The organism is Clostridium sp. UBA7791, assembly GCF_002480755.1.
GTDB classification, from domain to species: Bacteria; Bacillota; Clostridia; order Clostridiales; family Clostridiaceae; genus Clostridium_J; species Clostridium_J sulfidigenes.
Map to the genome: position 1 here is coordinate 1 of NZ_DLCT01000008.1, position 18,068 is coordinate 18,068.

General features: G+C 29.9%; 15 protein-coding genes and 4 tRNA genes. 15 read left to right on the top strand and 4 right to left on the bottom strand.

Translation table 11 applies throughout. From position 1 onward, the window contains the following. The first annotated feature begins 16 nt into the window (after positions 1 to 16). The 4 genes from B3Z56_RS13230 (at position 17) to B3Z56_RS13245 (ending at position 392) form a co-directional block, all read left to right on the top strand. Positions 17 to 93 (top strand) — tRNA-Arg (locus B3Z56_RS13230). A 5-nt stretch (positions 94 to 98) separates the two neighbouring features. After that, positions 99 to 174 (top strand) — tRNA-Pro (locus tag B3Z56_RS13235). A gap of 17 nt (positions 175 to 191) precedes the next feature. After that, a tRNA-Gly gene (locus B3Z56_RS13240) sits at positions 192 to 265 on the top strand. A gap of 50 nt (positions 266 to 315) precedes the next feature. Further along, positions 316 to 392 (top strand) — tRNA-Arg (locus B3Z56_RS13245). A 184-nt stretch (positions 393 to 576) separates the two neighbouring features. Here B3Z56_RS13245 and B3Z56_RS13250 read toward each other — a convergent pair. From B3Z56_RS13250 to pflB, 4 genes are all read right to left on the bottom strand, one after another. Further along, positions 577 to 1,668: an AI-2E family transporter gene (locus tag B3Z56_RS13250; protein WP_346849254.1), complete on the bottom strand. Its 1,092-nt coding sequence runs from the start codon at positions 1,666 to 1,668 to the stop codon at positions 577 to 579. Between the two features lie 151 nt (positions 1,669 to 1,819). Further along, complete coding sequence (locus tag B3Z56_RS13255; protein ID WP_035135659.1) at positions 1,820 to 2,269, bottom strand: YbjN domain-containing protein; 450 nt, start codon at positions 2,267 to 2,269, stop codon at positions 1,820 to 1,822. A 205-nt stretch (positions 2,270 to 2,474) separates the two neighbouring features. Beyond that, positions 2,475 to 3,218, bottom strand: a complete 744-nt coding sequence (gene pflA, locus B3Z56_RS13260) for a pyruvate formate-lyase-activating protein (protein ID WP_346849253.1) — start codon at positions 3,216 to 3,218, stop codon at positions 2,475 to 2,477. Positions 3,219 to 3,392: 174 nt separating this feature from the next. After that, positions 3,393 to 5,624: a formate C-acetyltransferase gene (pflB, locus tag B3Z56_RS13265; RefSeq protein ID WP_346877827.1), complete on the bottom strand. Its 2,232-nt coding sequence runs from the start codon at positions 5,622 to 5,624 to the stop codon at positions 3,393 to 3,395. A 549-nt stretch (positions 5,625 to 6,173) separates the two neighbouring features. On the opposite strand from pflB, the gene B3Z56_RS13270 reads away from it, so the two are divergent. The 11 genes from B3Z56_RS13270 (at position 6,174) to B3Z56_RS13320 (ending at position 17,997) form a co-directional block, all read left to right on the top strand. Beyond that, complete coding sequence (locus tag B3Z56_RS13270) at positions 6,174 to 6,965, top strand: hypothetical protein (RefSeq protein ID WP_346878978.1); 792 nt, start codon at positions 6,174 to 6,176, stop codon at positions 6,963 to 6,965. A gap of 201 nt (positions 6,966 to 7,166) precedes the next feature. Beyond that, positions 7,167 to 8,456: a trigger factor gene (tig, locus tag B3Z56_RS13275; RefSeq protein WP_346877825.1), complete on the top strand. Its 1,290-nt coding sequence runs from the start codon at positions 7,167 to 7,169 to the stop codon at positions 8,454 to 8,456. Between the two features lie 122 nt (positions 8,457 to 8,578). Continuing rightward, positions 8,579 to 9,163, top strand: coding sequence for an ATP-dependent Clp endopeptidase proteolytic subunit ClpP (gene clpP, locus B3Z56_RS13280; RefSeq protein WP_035135664.1), 585 nt, complete (start codon positions 8,579 to 8,581; stop codon positions 9,161 to 9,163). An 18-nt stretch (positions 9,164 to 9,181) separates the two neighbouring features. Further along, positions 9,182 to 10,474 (top strand): ATP-dependent Clp protease ATP-binding subunit ClpX, encoded by a 1,293-nt coding sequence (gene clpX / locus B3Z56_RS13285; RefSeq protein WP_346869358.1) that lies wholly within the window; start codon positions 9,182 to 9,184, stop codon positions 10,472 to 10,474. A 139-nt stretch (positions 10,475 to 10,613) separates the two neighbouring features. Then, positions 10,614 to 12,305, top strand: a complete 1,692-nt coding sequence (lonB, locus tag B3Z56_RS13290; RefSeq protein ID WP_346877824.1) for an ATP-dependent protease LonB — start codon at positions 10,614 to 10,616, stop codon at positions 12,303 to 12,305. A gap of 317 nt (positions 12,306 to 12,622) precedes the next feature. Further along, positions 12,623 to 14,956: an endopeptidase La gene (lon, locus tag B3Z56_RS13295; RefSeq protein ID WP_346878979.1), complete on the top strand. Its 2,334-nt coding sequence runs from the start codon at positions 12,623 to 12,625 to the stop codon at positions 14,954 to 14,956. Then, positions 14,946 to 15,536 (top strand): ribosome biogenesis GTP-binding protein YihA/YsxC, encoded by a 591-nt coding sequence (gene yihA, locus B3Z56_RS13300; RefSeq protein WP_150844424.1) that lies wholly within the window; start codon positions 14,946 to 14,948, stop codon positions 15,534 to 15,536. Before lon ends, yihA begins: the two co-directional genes overlap by 11 nt. Positions 15,537 to 15,645: 109 nt before the next feature. Further along, positions 15,646 to 16,377 carry a CPBP family intramembrane glutamic endopeptidase gene (locus tag B3Z56_RS13305; RefSeq protein WP_346877823.1) on the top strand — a complete coding sequence of 244 codons (732 nt, stop codon included), beginning with the start codon at positions 15,646 to 15,648 and terminating at the stop codon, positions 16,375 to 16,377. 254 nt (positions 16,378 to 16,631) lie between these two features. Then, on the top strand, positions 16,632 to 17,210 hold the full coding sequence (locus B3Z56_RS13310; RefSeq protein ID WP_346849245.1) for a hypothetical protein: 579 nt from the start codon (positions 16,632 to 16,634) through the stop codon (positions 17,208 to 17,210). A 64-nt stretch (positions 17,211 to 17,274) separates the two neighbouring features. After that, the gene (locus B3Z56_RS13315; protein WP_346849244.1) at positions 17,275 to 17,592 is read left to right on the top strand and encodes a hypothetical protein; all 318 of its coding nucleotides are present in this window, start codon (positions 17,275 to 17,277) and stop codon (positions 17,590 to 17,592) included. A 129-nt stretch (positions 17,593 to 17,721) separates the two neighbouring features. Beyond that, on the top strand, positions 17,722 to 17,997 hold the full coding sequence (locus B3Z56_RS13320) for a hypothetical protein (RefSeq protein ID WP_242844149.1): 276 nt from the start codon (positions 17,722 to 17,724) through the stop codon (positions 17,995 to 17,997). The last annotated feature ends 71 nt before the right edge of the window (positions 17,998 to 18,068 follow it).

Below are 18,068 nucleotides of genomic sequence, written 5' to 3' on the forward strand. Positions count from 1 at the left end.
ACCCGCTCCAAAATATGCGTCTTTAGCTCAGCTGGATAGAGCAACGCCCTTCTAAGGCGTGGGCCAGGGGTTCGAATCCCTTAAGACGCACCATATATCGGGGTGTGGCGCAGATGGGAGCGCGCGTGGTTTGGGACCATGAGGTCGCAGGTTCAATCCCTGTCACCCCGACCACTTTAAATTAAATATGTGCGGGTGTAACTCAATGGTAGAGTGCTAGCCTTCCAAGCTAGTTACGAGGGTTCGATTCCCTTCACCCGCTCCATTTTTTATTTTTTGAGAAGGTGTTTTATAAGGAATTCATATTTTATTTTTGCACCCATAGCTCAGCTGGATAGAGCGCTGGACTTCGAATCCATCGGTGGCAGGTTCAAATCCTGTTGGGTGTACCATGAATGTAGTGATATCGACGATTTCAGTAGATGAAATCGTTGGTATTTTTTTATTTTATTATTAATTTATGATTAATGATGAAATTTACTCAGGAACAACAATATTAGAGGAAATGATAGAGTAAAAAAGTAAAAAATAAGCACTAATGAGTTAAATCAATAGTGCTTATTTTAATATTGAAAGTTATTTTTCAACTGTAATTTCCGTATTATGTTTATTTATCAAATAACAATATAAATTCTTAACAAGAATTTTAACAATGTTATATATAGGAACTGCAAGGAAGGCTGCGAAGAAACCTCCAAAGTATACACTTATGGTAACTACTAAAATAGTTGTCAGTGGATGCATATTCAGTTGGTTACCAGTGATATTAGGGGTTATAACATTGCCTTCTAACTGCTGAACAATAACTGTAAGAATTATTATTTTAAGTACCATACCAAAGCCCATACTTAAGGATATAAGGATAGCTGGAATAATTCCCAGTATTACACCTAAGAAAGGAATAAAGGCAGTTATAAGAGAAAATAGAGATAGAACAAGAGCATTAGGCATTCCGATGATTACATAACCTATAAACATAAGAACTCCGATGACACAAGCAACCATAATCTGTGAAGTAATGTATTGTTTTAATACTGTATCAATTTCATGGAGTATTTTCAATATAATACTTTTAAATTTTCTTGGAAGAAAGGAAGTGAAAGTATTATATATTTTTTTGTCATCTTTAAGTATATAAAACATTATTATTGGTATTAAAATCATCTGAGCTACAAAATTACCTATAGAACTAGCAAATACATATATGTTTTTACTTATGTCTGTAAAAGAATTTACTAAATAGTTAGCGGCTTTTTGAAGTAATTCACCAATATTTAAAAATTCATTAATTTGTGGAAATAAGTAGCTATATTTATCTGCTAAGTTCTGTACGGATTCAATAATAGCTATGGTTAAACTTTCACCTTGAGTAGCTATTATCGATGAAGAATATATAAGCATATATACAATTAATACAATTATCAATAGTATTGAAAGGGCTGTAGCTATTCCACTTGATAATTTCCTGTTTTGAAGAAACCTTTTCACGGGTCTCACTAGATAGTAAAGAAAAATTGCTAAAACTATAGGTATAAACATAGCATTAAGAATTGTAGTTATAGGAGATAGTACAAAATTCATTTTACTGAAGAGTCCTATAGCCAATAGAATTAAATTTATTATTAAAAGAATTTGTATTATTTTAGTAAAATTTTTATTTTTATTCATTTTTTCCTCCTCTAATTTAAAATTTAGAATAATGAAGACTTTGAGATTTATTTAACTATAATTAAGCTAATGTCATTATATACCATAACATAAATGATTAAAAAAATACATGCTAGAAAATTAAAACTAGCATGTTAGTTTTCTAGATTATTTAGTTGTGCAAGGTAGAAAGAATTTTAGGGTATTCTTCATCTACAGCTCTAAATATTATAGAAAGCATTTGGAAAACTAAATCTGCATCAAAGTTATCATTAAATGGTAGGGATACTTTTGCACTTATAATTTCATTATCCTCATAAAAGGATACATATTTATATGTAGAGTTTAATTCATTGAATAAAGCATATAACTTATATTTATCTTGAGCTTTAGATATAGAGGCTATATTAAAGCAGAAGATGTCAGCTAATGTATCATCATCTCTTAATGATATAACAGCTCTTCTATCTTGGCCACCTCCCAGAACTGGTTTAGTAACTCCGTTTATAGTGATCTTTTCAGGAAATGAAAAGATGGTAAATTCATCTACATTGAGTCCTTTGTTTAATGGAAGTCTATGTTCTTCTATATATTTTTCAAATTCTATAGCATTATTTCTCATACTATTTCCCCCTTGAATAAAATTTATATAAATATATTTTTTGAATATTATACATATTATAATGTATTAGTAATTATCTCATAAAAGAGATGGTTAGTAAATAGAATTGTATAACTTATAAGTATATGATTTAAATTATAAGTTATTACTAACCTGTGGATAAACTTGGGGATTATGTGGAAAAAAATGTAAAAGCATTAACAGGTTAAGAAATTTTACTCCTTTTAATCTGTTGAACTTTAGATATTAAATAATCTTGAAGTTGACTACAAGTTTCTTTATCCATTTGATTTACACCATCTAGCCTATAGTCTATACTTAAACTCTCATACTTATTTACACCTAAAAGGTGATAAGGTAATAATTCTATTTTATCTACATTAGGAATTTCTTCATTTATTATACTGGCTATTTTATCCATATGCTCTAAAGTATCTGTATAACCAGGAACTACCACATGCCTAACCCATACACGAGCTTTAGATTTTCTAAGAGCTGACAAGAATAAGTTAACATCACGTGTATCCCTACCAGTAAGAGTTACATATCCATCACTATTAATATGTTTTACATCTAATAAAACTAGATCAGTATACTTTAATATTTCATCATAGTCACCATGTCCATAGCCAGCGGTATCAATAGCTGTATGAATACCTAATTCTTTGCATTTTTTTAATAATTCTAATAAAAATTCAGGTTGAACAAGAGGGTCTCCACCAGAGAATGTTATACCACCTCCAGAAGGTTGAAAATATGGTTTAAATCTTATGATTTTATTTATAATTTCTTCAGAAGTAACTTCCTTACCATCTTTTAAGTTCCAAGTATCTGGATTGTGGCAATAAGCACACCTTAATTTGCATCCTTGAAAAAATACTACAGTTCTTATACCAGGACCATCAACTAGGCCCATGCTTTCTATTGAGTGAATTCTACCAGTTTTCATTATAAAGCCTCCTTGCAATTTAAACTAAATAACATAATTAACTTTATACAAAAAATAAATTCTATAATTTCTCTATAAAATTAATTTAAGTTTCTTTAAAAATACTAAATATAGTAGAGATATCTAACTAAGACATCTCTACTATGTTGTTATAATCAATTCTTTTTATTCAGATTACATTGATGCGTGGAAAGTTCTGTTAACAACATCTAATTGTTGTTCTCTTGTTAGTTTAATAAAGTTAACAGCATATCCAGAAACTCTTACAGTCAACTGAGGATATTTTTCTGGATGATCCATAGCATCTAATAAAGTTTCTCTATTAAATACATTTACATTTAAGTGATGAGCATTTTGTCCGAAGTATCCATCTAATAAGTTACTTAAGTTTGATATTCTGTTTTCAGAGCATTTTCCTAAAGCATCTGGAATAATTGAGAAAGTATTAGAAATACCATCTTGAGAATATTCATATGGTAATTTAGCTACAGAGTTTAGAGATGCTAAAGAACCGCTACTATCTCTTCCGTGCATAGGATTAGCACCAGGAGCAAATGGCTCACCAGCTTTTCGTCCGCAAGGTGTTGAACCAGTTTTTTTACCATAAACTACGTTTGAAGTTATAGTAAGCACTGATTGAGTGTGATATGCATTTCTGTATGTTTTGTTCTTTTTAACCTTATTCATCATAGTTTCAACTAAGTATACTGCGATATCATCAACTCTATCATCATCATTTCCGTATTTAGGGAAGTCACCTTGGATTTCGAAGTCTACTGCTATTCCTTGTTCATTTCTAATAGGCTTAACTTTAGCATATTTAATTGCAGATAAAGAGTCTGCACATACTGAAAGTCCAGCTATACCACATGCCATTGTTCTAAATACATCTCTATCATGTAAAGCCATTTGTAAAGATTCATAAGAGTATTTATCATGCATATAGTGAATAACATTCAATGTGTTAACATAAAGTTTAGCTAACCATTCTACCATAACATCGAATTTTTCTATAACTTCATCATAGCTTAAGTATTCAGAAGTGATTTTTTCCATCTTAGGAGCAACTTGTACTCCAGATTTTTCATCTACACCACCATTTATAGTGTATAATAAAGTCTTAGCTAAGTTTACTCTAGCTCCAAAGAATTGCATTTGTTTACCAACTTTCATAGCTGATACACAACAAGCTATAGCGTAGTCATCACCCCAATAAGTTGTCATTAAATCGTCATTTTCATACTGAACAGAGCTTGTATCAATAGATACTTTTGAACAGAAATCTTTAAATCCTTGAGGTAATCTTGTTGACCATAGTACAGTTAAGTTTGGCTCAGGTGATGCTCCTAATGTATATAATGTATTAAGCATTCTGAAAGAGTTTTTAGTTACTAATGTTCTTCCATCTAATCCCATACCACCTATTACTTCAGTAACCCAAGTTGGATCTCCGGAGAATAGGTTGTTATAATCAGAAGTTCTTAAAAACTTTACTAATCTTAACTTCATTACAAAGTGATCTACCATTTCTTGAGCATCTTCTTCAGTAAGAATGCCATTATCGATATCTCTTTGAATATATATATCAATGAAAGTAGAAGTTCTACCAAGAGACATAGCAGCACCATTTTGTTGTTTTATTGCACCAAGATACCCAAAATATAACCATTGAATAGCTTCTTGAGCATTTTTAGCAGGAACTGATATATCAAATCCATAACTAGCTGCCATTGTTTTTAACTCGTTAAGAGCCACTATCTGATCAGATAATTCTTCTCTTAATTGAATAACATCAGCATCTATAGTGCTAACTTCTAAACTTTTCTTTTGTTGAATTTTATCTTCTATTAATCTATCTATACCATATAAAGCAACTCTTCTATAGTCACCTATGATTCTACCTCTTCCATAAGCATCTGGTAAACCTGTTACTATACCATACTTTCTAGCTAATTTCATTTCATCTGTATAAGCATCAAAAACTCCTTGATTATGAGTTTTACGATGTTTTGAGAATATTTCAGAAATCAAAGGGTCAATTTCGTATCCATAAGATTTAGCTGCGGTTTCAGCCATTCTTATTCCACCTTGAGGCATAACAGCTCTTTTAAGTGGAGCGTCAGTTTGAACACCAACAATTTTTTCAAGATTCTTATCTATATACCCTGGGTTATATGCATCTATCTTAGATATGGTTTTAGTATCAACATCTAAAACGCCACCGTTTTCTATTTCTTTTTTAAATAATTCGCTTACTTCATTCCACAATTTGTTTGTAGCTTCTGTAGCATCTGTTAAAAATGATGCATCACCTTCATATGGAGTATAGTTAGTTTGAATGAAGTCTCTTACATTAACTTCCTTTTTCCAAGTTTTGCCCTTAAAGCCATTCCATTGAGTAAACATATATAATCCTCCTAAAAAATAATTTTTAATAAAATTAAAGTATAAAACATTTGTTTTATGTACTAAAATTATTAAATAATAATTTAATTTTATCTCCATCTGTTATAATTGTACAACTATAACAGATGAAAAACAACAGTTTTTTTAATAGGGATAAAAGATTAAAAATTCAGAAAATTCGAACAAGTAAAGGATTAAATTTGCGAAATTTAGTAAAAAAAATAATTGCAAGAAGACATTTAACAATTTTCATTAAAGGTTAATTTGAAGATGAATATAACAGTTTAAATGAAATTTTGAAACAGAGAGAAGTTAATTTGTTGTAAAATGCAATTTCATATATTAAAGTAATAAAGCAATAATAAATGGAAACATAAAACAAAAAATAAAGTTGGTTAATATAATTAAATAAATTAATTGTAAATTTAAATTGATTTGGTATAAAAAAATGTTAATTTATAATAAGTTGAGTTATAATAAGTTATGAGAATATAATTATTAATCAAAATGTATAGTGAAATAATAAAGTTAACTATGGAGGTAAAAGCTGTGAGGAAAAAGCCAAGTATGTTTAGTAAGGATTATCGCAGACAGTTAAAGCTGAGGCGTATAAAATATATGATTATATTTTTAATTATAATAATGGTTATTGGGATAACTGGATTAGTTTTTACTAATAGAGAAGGAATAGTGGCTATAAAAAATTTTTTTATTAAAGAAAGTACAGAGGAAAATAACTATAAATCAGAAGAAAATAAGAATAAAACTGAAGAAAATTTTGAAGAGGAAAGTGTTGTAGAGGAAAAGTCTACTAAAACCTATTCAGATGTAGTTCTTAAATCAGGAAAAAAAGTTACTATTAATTATGAAGAAAAAGATCAAGTTAAGAAAATCAACACAATTGATTCAGATTCACAAGTTAAATGTAGTATAGCCCCATCACAAGAAATGATTTTAATTTTAGACAAAGAAGCTCAAGATATGTATATTTTAAATAGTAACGAGAAACTAACAAATATTACCAATGAACAGTACGTATCAACTACTAATGAAGTATTTAACAAGGAAAACGTATTAAAATATAATCCTTCTTATAAATGGGTTGAAAGTGCACAATTTATTGACAATACACATATTGCATATTCTAGTAGCTTGCCTTGGATAAATAACAGTGATGATAAGTATTTGTGGATATATAATATGGAGAGTAATACCCATAGAGGATTTTATAATGTAAAAGGAAAAACTTTTGAAGTGGGACAAATAACAGATAAGGGTCTTACTATATCTTTAGACAATAAGGAAATAGTTGTGGATAAAGATGGTAAAATAGTTGAATAAATATATCATGGGAAAAAGTATTGTACATAATAATAGTATTATTGTATAATTTATTAGGTAATATTTAATTTATTATCATAAATTTAGAGAATGATGATGTATCTGACTAACAGTTAAATAATTAAATGTACTATTTACTTTACTAAATTTATGTTATAATTTTAAGAAATACAGAGTTGGGAATATTAGGAGGAAGAAATAATGAACGTTAAAATGGAGAAGCTAGAAAAAAACGTTGTTAAATTTGAAGTAACAATAGGAGCAGATAAATTTGCAGAAGCTGTTAAAAAATCTTATGCAAAAAATGCGAAAAAATTCAATGTGCCTGGATTTAGAAAAGGTAAGGCTCCAATGAATATAATTAAACAATACTATGGTGAAGGTGCATTATATGAGGATGCTATAAACTACATATATGAAACTACTTATCCAGAAGTATTAGCAGAAAATAATATAAATCCAGTAGATTATCCATCAATTGATATTGTTCAAATTGGTGAAGGTAAGGAATTTATATATACTGCATCAGTACCAGTAGTACCAGAAGTTGAATTAGGTGCTTATAAAGGAATAGAAGCAAAGAAAGAAGTAGTAGAAGTTACAGATGAGGATGTAGAAAATAAATTAAAAGAATTACAAGCTCAAAATACAAGAGTAGAAGTTAAAGAGGGAGCTGTTGAAAAAGGTGATATAGCTGTTATAGACTTCAAAGGTTATGTAGATGAAGTTGCTTTTGAAGGCGGAGAAGCTAAAGATTACGAATTAGAAATTGGTTCAGGTAGCTTTATTGATAACTTTGAAGATCAATTAGTTGGATTAACAGCTGGAGAGTCTAAAGACGTAAAGGTTAATTTCCCAGAACAATATGGAAAAGAAGATTTAAATGGAAAACCAGCTAAATTTGAGGTAACAGTTAAATCAGTTAAGAAAAAAGAATTACCAGAAATAACTGATGAATTTGCTAGTGAGGTTTCAGAATTTGAAACTTTAGAGGAACTTAGAAACAATATAAGAGAAGAATTAGTAAAAGCTAACGAGTTGAAAGCAATAAATGAATATGAAATGGCTGTTATAGAAACTGTAGTAGCTAATGCTAATGTGGAAATTCCAGATGCTATGGTAAATAGAGAATTAGATGGAATGCTACAAGATTTAGAAAATAGATTAAAGTATCAAGGTTTAGATATAGAAAGTTACTTCAAGTTTACAAATACTTCAGAAGCTGACTTTAGAGAACAAATGAAAGATATAGCAACTAAAAATGTTAAAAATGAATTAGTATTAGGTGAAATTGCTAAAGCTGAGAAAATTGAAGCATCAGAAGATGAGATAAGAGAAAAAGCTACAGAGATTGCTAGTAAGTATGGTGAAGCTGAGAAAATGGAAGAAACTGTTGATAGATTAGTTCAAGTTCAAAGAGAATACCTTGGAACTCAAATAGTAAATGAAAAAATTAAGAACATGATAATGGAAAATAGCAAAACTATTTAAGTTAATTAATAATTGCCAGTATATACTGGCAATTATTTTAAATAAAATAGGTTAAAATAATTTTAATGAGGATATAATAGTAAATATTCTAATATATTTACAATAGTAAGGAGGTTGTAATTATGAGTTATATACCAATGGTTGTAGAGCAAACTGGTAAGGGCGAGCGATCTTATGATATATATTCTAGATTATTAAAAGAAAGAATTATTTTTTTATCTGATGAAGTAAATGATGTTACTGCTAGTTTAATTGTAGCACAACTTTTATTTTTAGAGTCAGAGGATCCAGATAAGGATATATATCTATATATAAATAGCCCTGGTGGTTCAATAACTTCTGGAATGGCAATTTATGATACGATGAACTATATAAAGCCAGAGGTTTCTACAATTTGTGTAGGAATGGCTGCATCTATGGGAGCTTTTCTACTTGCAGCAGGACAAAAGGGAAAAAGATATGCGCTTCCTAACAGTGAGATAATGATACATCAGCCGTTAGGTGGATTTAAAGGTCAAGCAACTGACATTGATATTCATGCTAAAAGAATATTAAAGATAAAAGAAACTCTTAATGAAATATTAAGTGAAAGAACAGGCAAGCCTTTAGATAAAATAAAACAAGATGTTGAAAGAGATTATTTTATGTCCGCGGATGAAGCTAAGGAATATGGATTAGTAGATGAAGTAATTGTTAAAAAGAAATAGCTTTAAAGGGGTGTCAACATGCCAAGAAATGAAGAAAAGAAAAAATTTAAATGTTCTTTTTGTGGAAAAAGTGAAGAGCAAGTAAGAAGACTTATTGCAGGTCCAGGTGTATATATTTGTGATGAATGCATCGAGCTTTGTTCTGAAATCATAGTAGACGAAAGAGAAGAGGATGTCCAAATTGACATGGGCACATTACCTAAACCTAAAGAAATTAGAAAGTATTTAGATCAATATGTGGTAGGGCAAGATGATGCTAAAAAGGCTTTGTCTGTAGCAGTGTATAATCATTATAAAAGAATAAATTCTAATGTTATGGATAATGATATAGAACTACAAAAAAGTAATATACTTCTTTTAGGACCAACTGGTTCAGGTAAAACTTTATTAGCTCAAACACTAGCAAAAATGTTAAATGTACCTTTTGCAATAGCAGATGCTACAACACTTACAGAAGCTGGATATGTAGGTGAGGACGTAGAAAATATATTATTAAAATTAATTCAAAACTCTGATTATGATATAGAAAGAGCTGAAAGAGGCATTATATATATCGACGAAATTGATAAGATTGCACGTAAGTCCGAAAATCCATCTATAACTAGAGATGTTTCTGGTGAAGGGGTTCAGCAAGCTTTACTTAAAATTCTTGAGGGAACTGTATCTTCAGTACCACCACAAGGAGGAAGAAAACATCCACATCAAGAGTTTATCCAAATAAATACATCTAATATATTATTTATTTGTGGTGGAGCTTTTGATGGGTTAGAAAAAATTATAACAAAGAGAACTCAAAAATCAGCCATGGGATTTGGTGCAGAAGTGGTTTCTAAGGAAAAACAAGACTTAGGAGAATTATTTAAGCAAATAATGCCTGGTGATTTACTGAAGTTTGGATTAATTCCAGAGTTTGTAGGAAGAATTCCTGTAATAGTAACTTTAGATAATTTAGATGAAGATGCTCTTGTAAAAATATTAAGTGAACCTAAAAATGCATTAGTGAAGCAGTATCAAAAGTTATTAGAAATTGATGATGTTAGACTTGAATTCGATGAAAATGCTCTTATAGCTATAGCTAAAGAAGCAATAAAGAGAAGCACAGGAGCAAGGGGATTAAGAGCAATAATAGAAGATATAATGCAGGAAATAATGTATGAGATTCCTTCACGTGAAGAAATAGAAAAAGTTATAATTCATGAAGAAACTTTAAATACAAAGATTCCTGAATATATCATTGCAGACAATGGAAAGAGAGAACCTTTAAAAATAGATAGTAAAAAGGGTGTAAAGAGAACACCTGAACTTGCATAATATAAAAACTGCTGAAATTCAGCAGTTTTTTCTTGTTATAGAATATTAATCCAATATATTGTGAATAATACTATTGTGACTTAAATAATTAGTAAAGGGAGGGAAGATTAGTTTGCTTATAAAGTAGGCTAATATTGATATGGAACCAGTAGCGATTTTGATTATGCTAATACAACTATTAGTTACAATAGTAATGGGAATTTACTTCTTTAATGCATTAAAGGGACAAAAATCATCTAAGATTACAATTAATAAAGAGAACACTAAAGAAATTGAAAAGCTGAGAAAGTTAAAAAGTATATGTTTGACTGAGCCTTTAACAGAAAAGAGTAGACCTAGAAATTTTGAAAATATAATTGGTCAAGAAAAGGGTATTAAGGCTTTAAAAGCAGCCATATGTGGTCCAAATCCTCAACATGTTATAATATATGGACCTCCAGGAATAGGAAAAACAGCAGCAGCAAGACTTGTATTAGAAGAGGCAAAACTAATTCCAGCTTCACCATTTAAGGCAGCTTCTTCTTTTGTAGAAATTGATGCTACAACTATAAGATTTGATGAAAGAGGAATAGCGGATCCATTAATAGGATCAGTTCATGATCCAATATATCAGGGGGCGGGTCCATTAGGTGTTATAGGAGTACCACAACCAAAACCTGGAGCAGTTACAAAAGCACATGGAGGAGTCCTATTTATTGATGAGATAGGTGAATTACATCCTATAGAAATGAATAAGTTATTGAAAGTTTTAGAAGATAGAAAAGTATTTTTAGATAGTGCATATTATAATAGTGAAGATCCTAATATGCCATCTTATATTAAAGAGATATTTGAAGAAGGATTGCCTGCTGACTTTAGATTAATAGGTGCAACAACTAGAAGTCCAGAAGAAATTGTTCCAGCTATTAGGTCTAGATGTGTAGAAATATTTTTTAGAGCTCTAGATGGAGATGAAATAGAAATAATTGCAAAGAATGCAGCAGAAAAAATTGGAATATCAATAGACGAAGAAGCAGCAAAACTGGTTGGGATATTTGCTAATAATGGCCGTGATGCTGTAAATTTGGTTCAATTAGCTTGTGGAATTGTAATTAATGAAAATAGAAATACTGTTAGTATAAATGAAATACAATGGGTTATTGAGAACGGACAATACTCACCAAAGCCTAATAAAAAGATATGTGCGAAACCAAAGGTTGGTTATGTAAATGGCCTTGCGGTATATGGTTCAAATGTTGGATCTGTAATGGAAATAGAGGCGACAGCAACAAAGGCAAGAGATAGAGAAGGAATAGTAAAAATAACAGGTATTGTTGAGGAAGAGGAATTAGGAGATAAGGGTAGAAAATTAAAACGAAAAAGCACAGCAAGAAATTCTATTGATAATGTAATTACAGTGTTGGAGAGAATGTACAACATAGATACAAAAAAATACGATATACATGTTAATTTTCCTGGGGGAATACCTGTAGATGGTCCTTCTGCTGGAATAAGTATGACTACTGCAATTTATAGTGCAATAACAGGTAGGAGTGTAGATAATAATATAGCTATGACAGGAGAAATATCTATTCATGGTGAAGTAAAGCCAGTTGGTGGTGTTACAGCTAAGATTACTGGTGCTATAAAAGCTGGTGCAAAAAAGGTTTTAATTCCAAAAGAAAATTGGCAAGAGGTATATAAAGATTATAAAGATATAAAAGTAATACCGGTAAATACTATAAAGGAAGTAATAGATGAAGCAATAATAAAAGAACAAATTCTTCATATAAGCGTAGAAAAAAAAGATCAAGGGTTTGAATTGAATATGTTACCACAATTAGATGCTTAAAGCTAATCCCTATAGAAGTTCAATGGATAAAACTTTTATAGGGATTATTTAATTGAAAAATTATATTTTTATAGGTATAATATACTAGTCTAATTATAATTAATACAATAAACACATATCATTTAGATGTTTTATTAAAGTAGGATTTTCTTTTAAATGTTATACTTTACAATAAAAAAGAAAATACTGCTCTGCCCTGAAAGATTCCTGTATAAATACTTTAGGTTGAATTATTAGTTTGAGTAAACTAGATAAGATTTTATAATATGAAATTAAGTAAGATTAAATAATAGATTAGATAGAAATGAGGAGATGTTATGGAGAATCAAATAATGAAACTTCCATTAATTCCCCTTAGGGGATTAAGTATCTTTCCACATATGGCTTTAAACTTTGATATAGGTAGAAAGAAATCTATAGAAGCAATTAATAGAGCCATGGATGAAGATCAGAAGATATTTATAATAAGTCAAAGAGAAGCAACTACTGAAAATCCAACTGAAAAAGATATATATAATGTTGGATGTGTATGTACAATAAAGCAATTTATGAAGTTGCCGGGGAATCACTTGCGAGTATTAGTAGAGGGAGAATATAGGGCTAAGCTTGTAAAATATTTAGATGAAGATGATTGTATAAGTGCAGAGGTTGAAGCTGTTGAAGAGTTGGATATAGAAGATAAAACAGAATCTGAAGGATATAAAAACTCACTAAATGATATGTTTATTAATTACTTAGAATTAGCAGGTGAAGAATTTAAAGATTTAATAGTGGAATTAGAAGCAGAAGAAGATAATAGTGTATACTGCGATGTAATAAGTGCATTTCTACCGGTAAAGGCTGATGTAAAGCAGGAGTTATTAGAAATTATTTCAATAAAAGAAAGAATGGAAAAATTATTAGTTATTCTTAAAAAAGAGATTGAAGTTGTAAAAGTAGAGAAGTTTATAAGTAATAAGGTTAAAGCTAGAGTAAGTGCATCTCAAAAGGAGTATTATCTTAGAGAACAACTTAAGGTAATTCAAGAAGAGCTAGGAGAAGAAGATGAGTTTGGAAGAGAAATAGCTAATTATGAAAAAAAATTAGGGCAAATTAAATTACCTAAAGATGTTAAAACTAAGATAGAATTTGAAATTAATAGACTTAAAAATATTGGGCCTTCATCCCAAGAGGGATCAGTTATAAAAACTTATTTAGACACTATTTTAGGTATGCCATGGAATAAGCTAACAAAAGATAATTTAGACTTAACTAATGCTAGAAAAGTTTTAGATGAGGAACATTACGGACTAGAAGACGTAAAAGAAAGAATTATAGAATATTTAGCAGTTAGAAAAATGAGTAAATCATTAAAGTCACCTATAGTATGCTTAGTTGGACCTCCAGGGGTTGGTAAAACATCTATTGCAAAATCAGTGGCTAATTCACTAGGACGAAAATTTGTAAGAATGAGTTTAGGTGGAGTAAAAGATGAGGCTGAAATTCGAGGCCACAGAAAAACGTATGTAGGAGCAATTCCAGGACGAATTGTATCTGCATTAAAGGAAGTTGGTTACAAAAATCCAGTATGCCTTTTAGATGAAATAGATAAAGTATCAAAGGATTATAAAGGAAATGTAGAAGATGCTCTTCTTGAGGTGCTAGATTCAGAACAGAATAAGACCTTTAGGGATCATTATATAGATGTAGAGTTTGATTTGTCAAAGGTATTATTTATAACTACAGCAAATACTTTAGATACTATATCTAGACCACTATTAGATAGAATGGAAGTAATAGAGGTTTCAGGCTATACTACAGAGGAAAAATATGAAATAGCAAAGAAATATTTAGTACCTAAAGTTATGAAGGAATATTCTGTGGAAGATGGTCAGATTATAGTTAATGAAAGTGCTTTAAGAACTATAATAGATAGATATACAAGAGAATCAGGAGTTAGAAATCTAGAAAGAAAGATAGCTTCAGTAATAAGAAAATCTATAACAGAAATAATGGAAAGTAATAAGAAAAAAATAACTATAAATTCTTTAACTGTTAAGAAGTATCTAGGTTCTGAATTATATAGCTATGATGATTTAGATAAAGAAGATAAAATTGGAGTAGTCACAGGTCTTGCATGGACTGGATATGGTGGTGATACGCTTCCCGTTGAAGTAGCAGTAATGGATGGTGATGGTAAGCTTCAACTTACAGGTCAACTAGGAGATGTAATGAAGGAATCAGCTAAGGCAGGGTACAGTTATGTAAGGGCTCATTGTGACATGCATGTTATAGATAAAGAATTTTATAAAAATAAAGATATACACATTCATATACCAGAAGGAGCTATTCCAAAGGATGGTCCATCCGCTGGAGTTACTATGGTTACAGCTATGGTTTCTGCTTTAAGTAACAGAAAAATAAAATATTCAGTAGCTATGACAGGAGAAGTTACTTTAACTGGTAGAGTATTACCTATAGGGGGACTAAAAGAAAAAAGTCTAGCTGCTTACAGAATGGGAATAAAAACTATAATTATTCCTAAAGCTAATGAAAAAGACTTAAAGGATATACCAAAAGTTATAAAAAATAAAATAAAGTTTATACCAGTAGAAAAAATTGAAGATGTATTGAAGAATGCACTAGTTGGAGAAGATAAAAATGGAAATTAAACAAGCGGAATTTAAAACTTCGGCTGTAAAGCCCACCCAATATCCAGAAGATGGAATGTGTGAAATTGCCTTTGTTGGTAGATCTAATGTAGGAAAGTCTTCACTTATTAATACTTTAACAAATAGAAGAAAGTTAGTAAAGGTAAGTGGTACACCTGGCAAAACAAGACTTATAAATTTCTTTACTATAAATAATAAGCTATACTTTGTGGATTTACCTGGATATGGATATGCTAAAGTGTCAAAAAGCGAGAAGGCTACTTGGGGAAAAATGATGGAACAATATTTAATAAATAGGCCAGAATTGAAAAAAGTAGTTATTTTAGTGGACTGTAGGCATAAACCAACTGGTGATGATATAATGATGTATGAGTGGATTAAGCATTATGGTTATGAAGTTATAGTTGTAGCAACTAAAAAAGATAAGTTAACTAAAAGTGAATTACAGAGGAGTGCTAAGGTAATAAAAGAAACCTTAAAGCTTGGAAAAGAAGATAAATTATTGTTCTTCTCTTCTTTAAAAAAGGAAGGAAAAGAAGAATTACTTGAGGAAATATTTAAAGACTTAGGACTTGAATAAAATAAAGGGTTATTGATTAGAGAAATCAATGACCCTTTATTTATGATATAATAATATTGATTTACTTTTAAACATATAAGTATATATGTGATTAAAGAGGGGTGTTTATTTGAAGATATTAGGAAATTTATTTATTATATTTATGCTTTATATTTTACCACTAATATTTTATCTAAGAATAGTGGTAATAAAAAGAAATTCTAAGTTAATTAAAACTATGGTGAGTATAGGATATATATCATTGTATTTCTTATTACCGGAACTTTATAATAATATATTACCTTTTGTTTTAATAATTTTTATTTTAGTTAATTGGGTTAGTTCAAAATGTAAGAATGATGATTATATAAAATACAGGTTTTCTTTAGGTGATTTTAAAATAGGTAAAGCATTGATATATGTGTTATTAGTTTATGGATTTATAATAATGTGTGGTTTGTTTTGGCTTTTATTACTATTATTGTTTAAAATACCTATTGAACGACAACAAGTTATAACTATGCTAAGTAATTATGATTTAGTTTCTTTTATAATAACTATTCCGTTTACAGTTATTTTTGCACCAGTGGTTGAAGAATTCGTTTTTAGGTACTTATTTTATGGTAAGTTTTTAAGAAGTAGACTTAAGGGTGAGTTTGGATTTATAATATCTGCATCTATTGTTAGTATATTATTTGCATCTATTCACTTTAGTATTAGTGCTTTTGCTTCGTTATTTGTAGTAAGTTTTTTCAACTGTTATCTAATTGAAAAGGAAGGATTTTGGTATTCAGTATTTACCCACTTATTTGTTAATGGAGTTTCTACTGTTATATTACTTCTAAGCAAGATAATTTTATAGTAATAACATAATAAGAAGTCATCTTATAATTTTCTTTATTGAAAATTATGAGATGACTTTTTTATCACCGATTTTATGGAAAAACATATATTGTAGTAAAGAGGCTTAGGAAAAACACACTAAAAATACTATAGATTAAATATATAAAAAAACTTCAAAAATATAATTATCAGTGTCAAAACTTAAGCAAAATCATATAGTGTATTATACAAATGATGATATAAAAATGTAAATATAATAGGAGGATAAAAACTATGAGTGACTATTCAAATCTATATCAGATGTTTGGCGGAGCATGTACAGATGGAAACCCTTCTCAAAACTTTGGATTTGGAAGTGGAAAAATACTAATTTGGATAATAATAATACTAATTTTCTGTAGAGGTGGATTCGGCGGAAACCGTGGATGCGGCGGATTCGGAGAAAACTGTGGATGTGGTGGATTCGGAGGAAACTGTGGATTCGGTGGATTCGGCGGAAACTGTGGATGCGGTGGAAATAATTGCTGTTGCGATCCATGTGATTGCTCATGCTGTTGCTGTGAGCCGTGCTGTTGCAAATGCAAAGAATATTGCTGCTGCTGTGGTGGAGTAAGAAAAGATCGTAAAAAACAAAAGCATTATATTATAGAAACTGCTTCATGCAACCCATGCCAATGTTGTAACCCATGTTGTGACCCATGTTGCAATCAAAATCAATGTAGTGGCAATACTGGTTGTTTTGGAAATAGTGGTTTTGGTGGCTTTGGCGGATGTAATATATGCCAAATAATTCTTATAATAGCAATTTTTCTTATAAGAAGAACACCTCAACAAGTATGTAAACCATGCTAAAGAATAAAGAGTAGATAAGCCTATAGATAAGAAAACGATAAATAAAGATTGGAGGAATGAATAAATGTGTGGAAATTCAAATAATAGATGTAACTCACAAGCATGTACAATTCTTTTAATAATAGTTATTCTTGCAAATCAAGGATTACTAGATGGCTCATCAAAGTCTAAAAATGCATTAACATTACTTTTCTTATATTGGTTATGTGGATTCAATGGTGGATGTGGAAGTAATAATATGTTAGGAAACTGCAACTTTGGATCAATGTGTGGAAACCAATGTTCATGTAGATGTGGATGTCAATGCAAGTGTAAATGCTGTAAATGTAAATGCAAAGAAAGAAAATGTAAATGTAAAAGAATAAAAGTTTGTTGTGCATAATACAATAAATATCAAACTAACTAATGGATTATTAATTATCAAGAGAAAAAGTTAATAAGTATCAACAAATGGTTTTAAGTGATTAATCTATGATAATTAGAAAGTACACTTCACAAGAAGGAGGAATTTATGATGTGTGGATGCGGAAATATAGGAAATTCAGGTTGTGGCTTTCAACCATGTACAATTCTACTATTAATCGTAATTCTAAAAAATCAGTGCTTGCTAGACACAGAATGTAATTCAAGTGCTAGAAATGCATTAACTTTAATATTCTTATATTGGTTATGTTGCTCTGGTGGATTTGGTGGATTTGGATTTAATAGAGGAAATGCTGGATTTGGCCATAATAATTTTAATAATGGATGTTGCTGCAGAAAACAATGCTGCTGTAAATGTTGCTAAACTATAAGATGTTTAAACAAAAGTAAGGACTGCTTATAAAAGTAGAAATAACAATGGATAAAGAATGATGT

Excerpts from the sequence above, each read along its gene's own strand:
- tig (WP_346877825.1), top strand. The coding sequence starts at position 7,167 with ATGAACGTTAAAATGGAGAAGCTAGAAAAAAACGTTGTTAAATTTGAA.
- pflB (WP_346877827.1), bottom strand. The coding sequence starts at position 5,624 with ATGTTTACTCAATGGAATGGCTTTAAGGGCAAAACTTGGAAAAAGGAA.
- yihA (WP_150844424.1), top strand. The coding sequence starts at position 14,946 with ATGGAAATTAAACAAGCGGAATTTAAAACTTCGGCTGTAAAGCCCACC.
- pflA (WP_346849253.1), bottom strand. The coding sequence starts at position 3,218 with ATGAAAACTGGTAGAATTCACTCAATAGAAAGCATGGGCCTAGTTGAT.
- clpP (WP_035135664.1), top strand. The coding sequence starts at position 8,579 with ATGAGTTATATACCAATGGTTGTAGAGCAAACTGGTAAGGGCGAGCGA.
- B3Z56_RS13310 (WP_346849245.1), top strand. The coding sequence starts at position 16,632 with ATGAGTGACTATTCAAATCTATATCAGATGTTTGGCGGAGCATGTACA.
- lon (WP_346878979.1), top strand. The coding sequence starts at position 12,623 with ATGGAGAATCAAATAATGAAACTTCCATTAATTCCCCTTAGGGGATTA.
- B3Z56_RS13320 (WP_242844149.1), top strand. The coding sequence starts at position 17,722 with ATGATGTGTGGATGCGGAAATATAGGAAATTCAGGTTGTGGCTTTCAA.
- B3Z56_RS13255 (WP_035135659.1), bottom strand. The coding sequence starts at position 2,269 with ATGAGAAATAATGCTATAGAATTTGAAAAATATATAGAAGAACATAGA.
- B3Z56_RS13250 (WP_346849254.1), bottom strand. The coding sequence starts at position 1,668 with ATGAATAAAAATAAAAATTTTACTAAAATAATACAAATTCTTTTAATA.
- clpX (WP_346869358.1), top strand. The coding sequence starts at position 9,182 with ATGCCAAGAAATGAAGAAAAGAAAAAATTTAAATGTTCTTTTTGTGGA.
- lonB (WP_346877824.1), top strand. The coding sequence starts at position 10,614 with ATGGAACCAGTAGCGATTTTGATTATGCTAATACAACTATTAGTTACA.
- B3Z56_RS13315 (WP_346849244.1), top strand. The coding sequence starts at position 17,275 with ATGTGTGGAAATTCAAATAATAGATGTAACTCACAAGCATGTACAATT.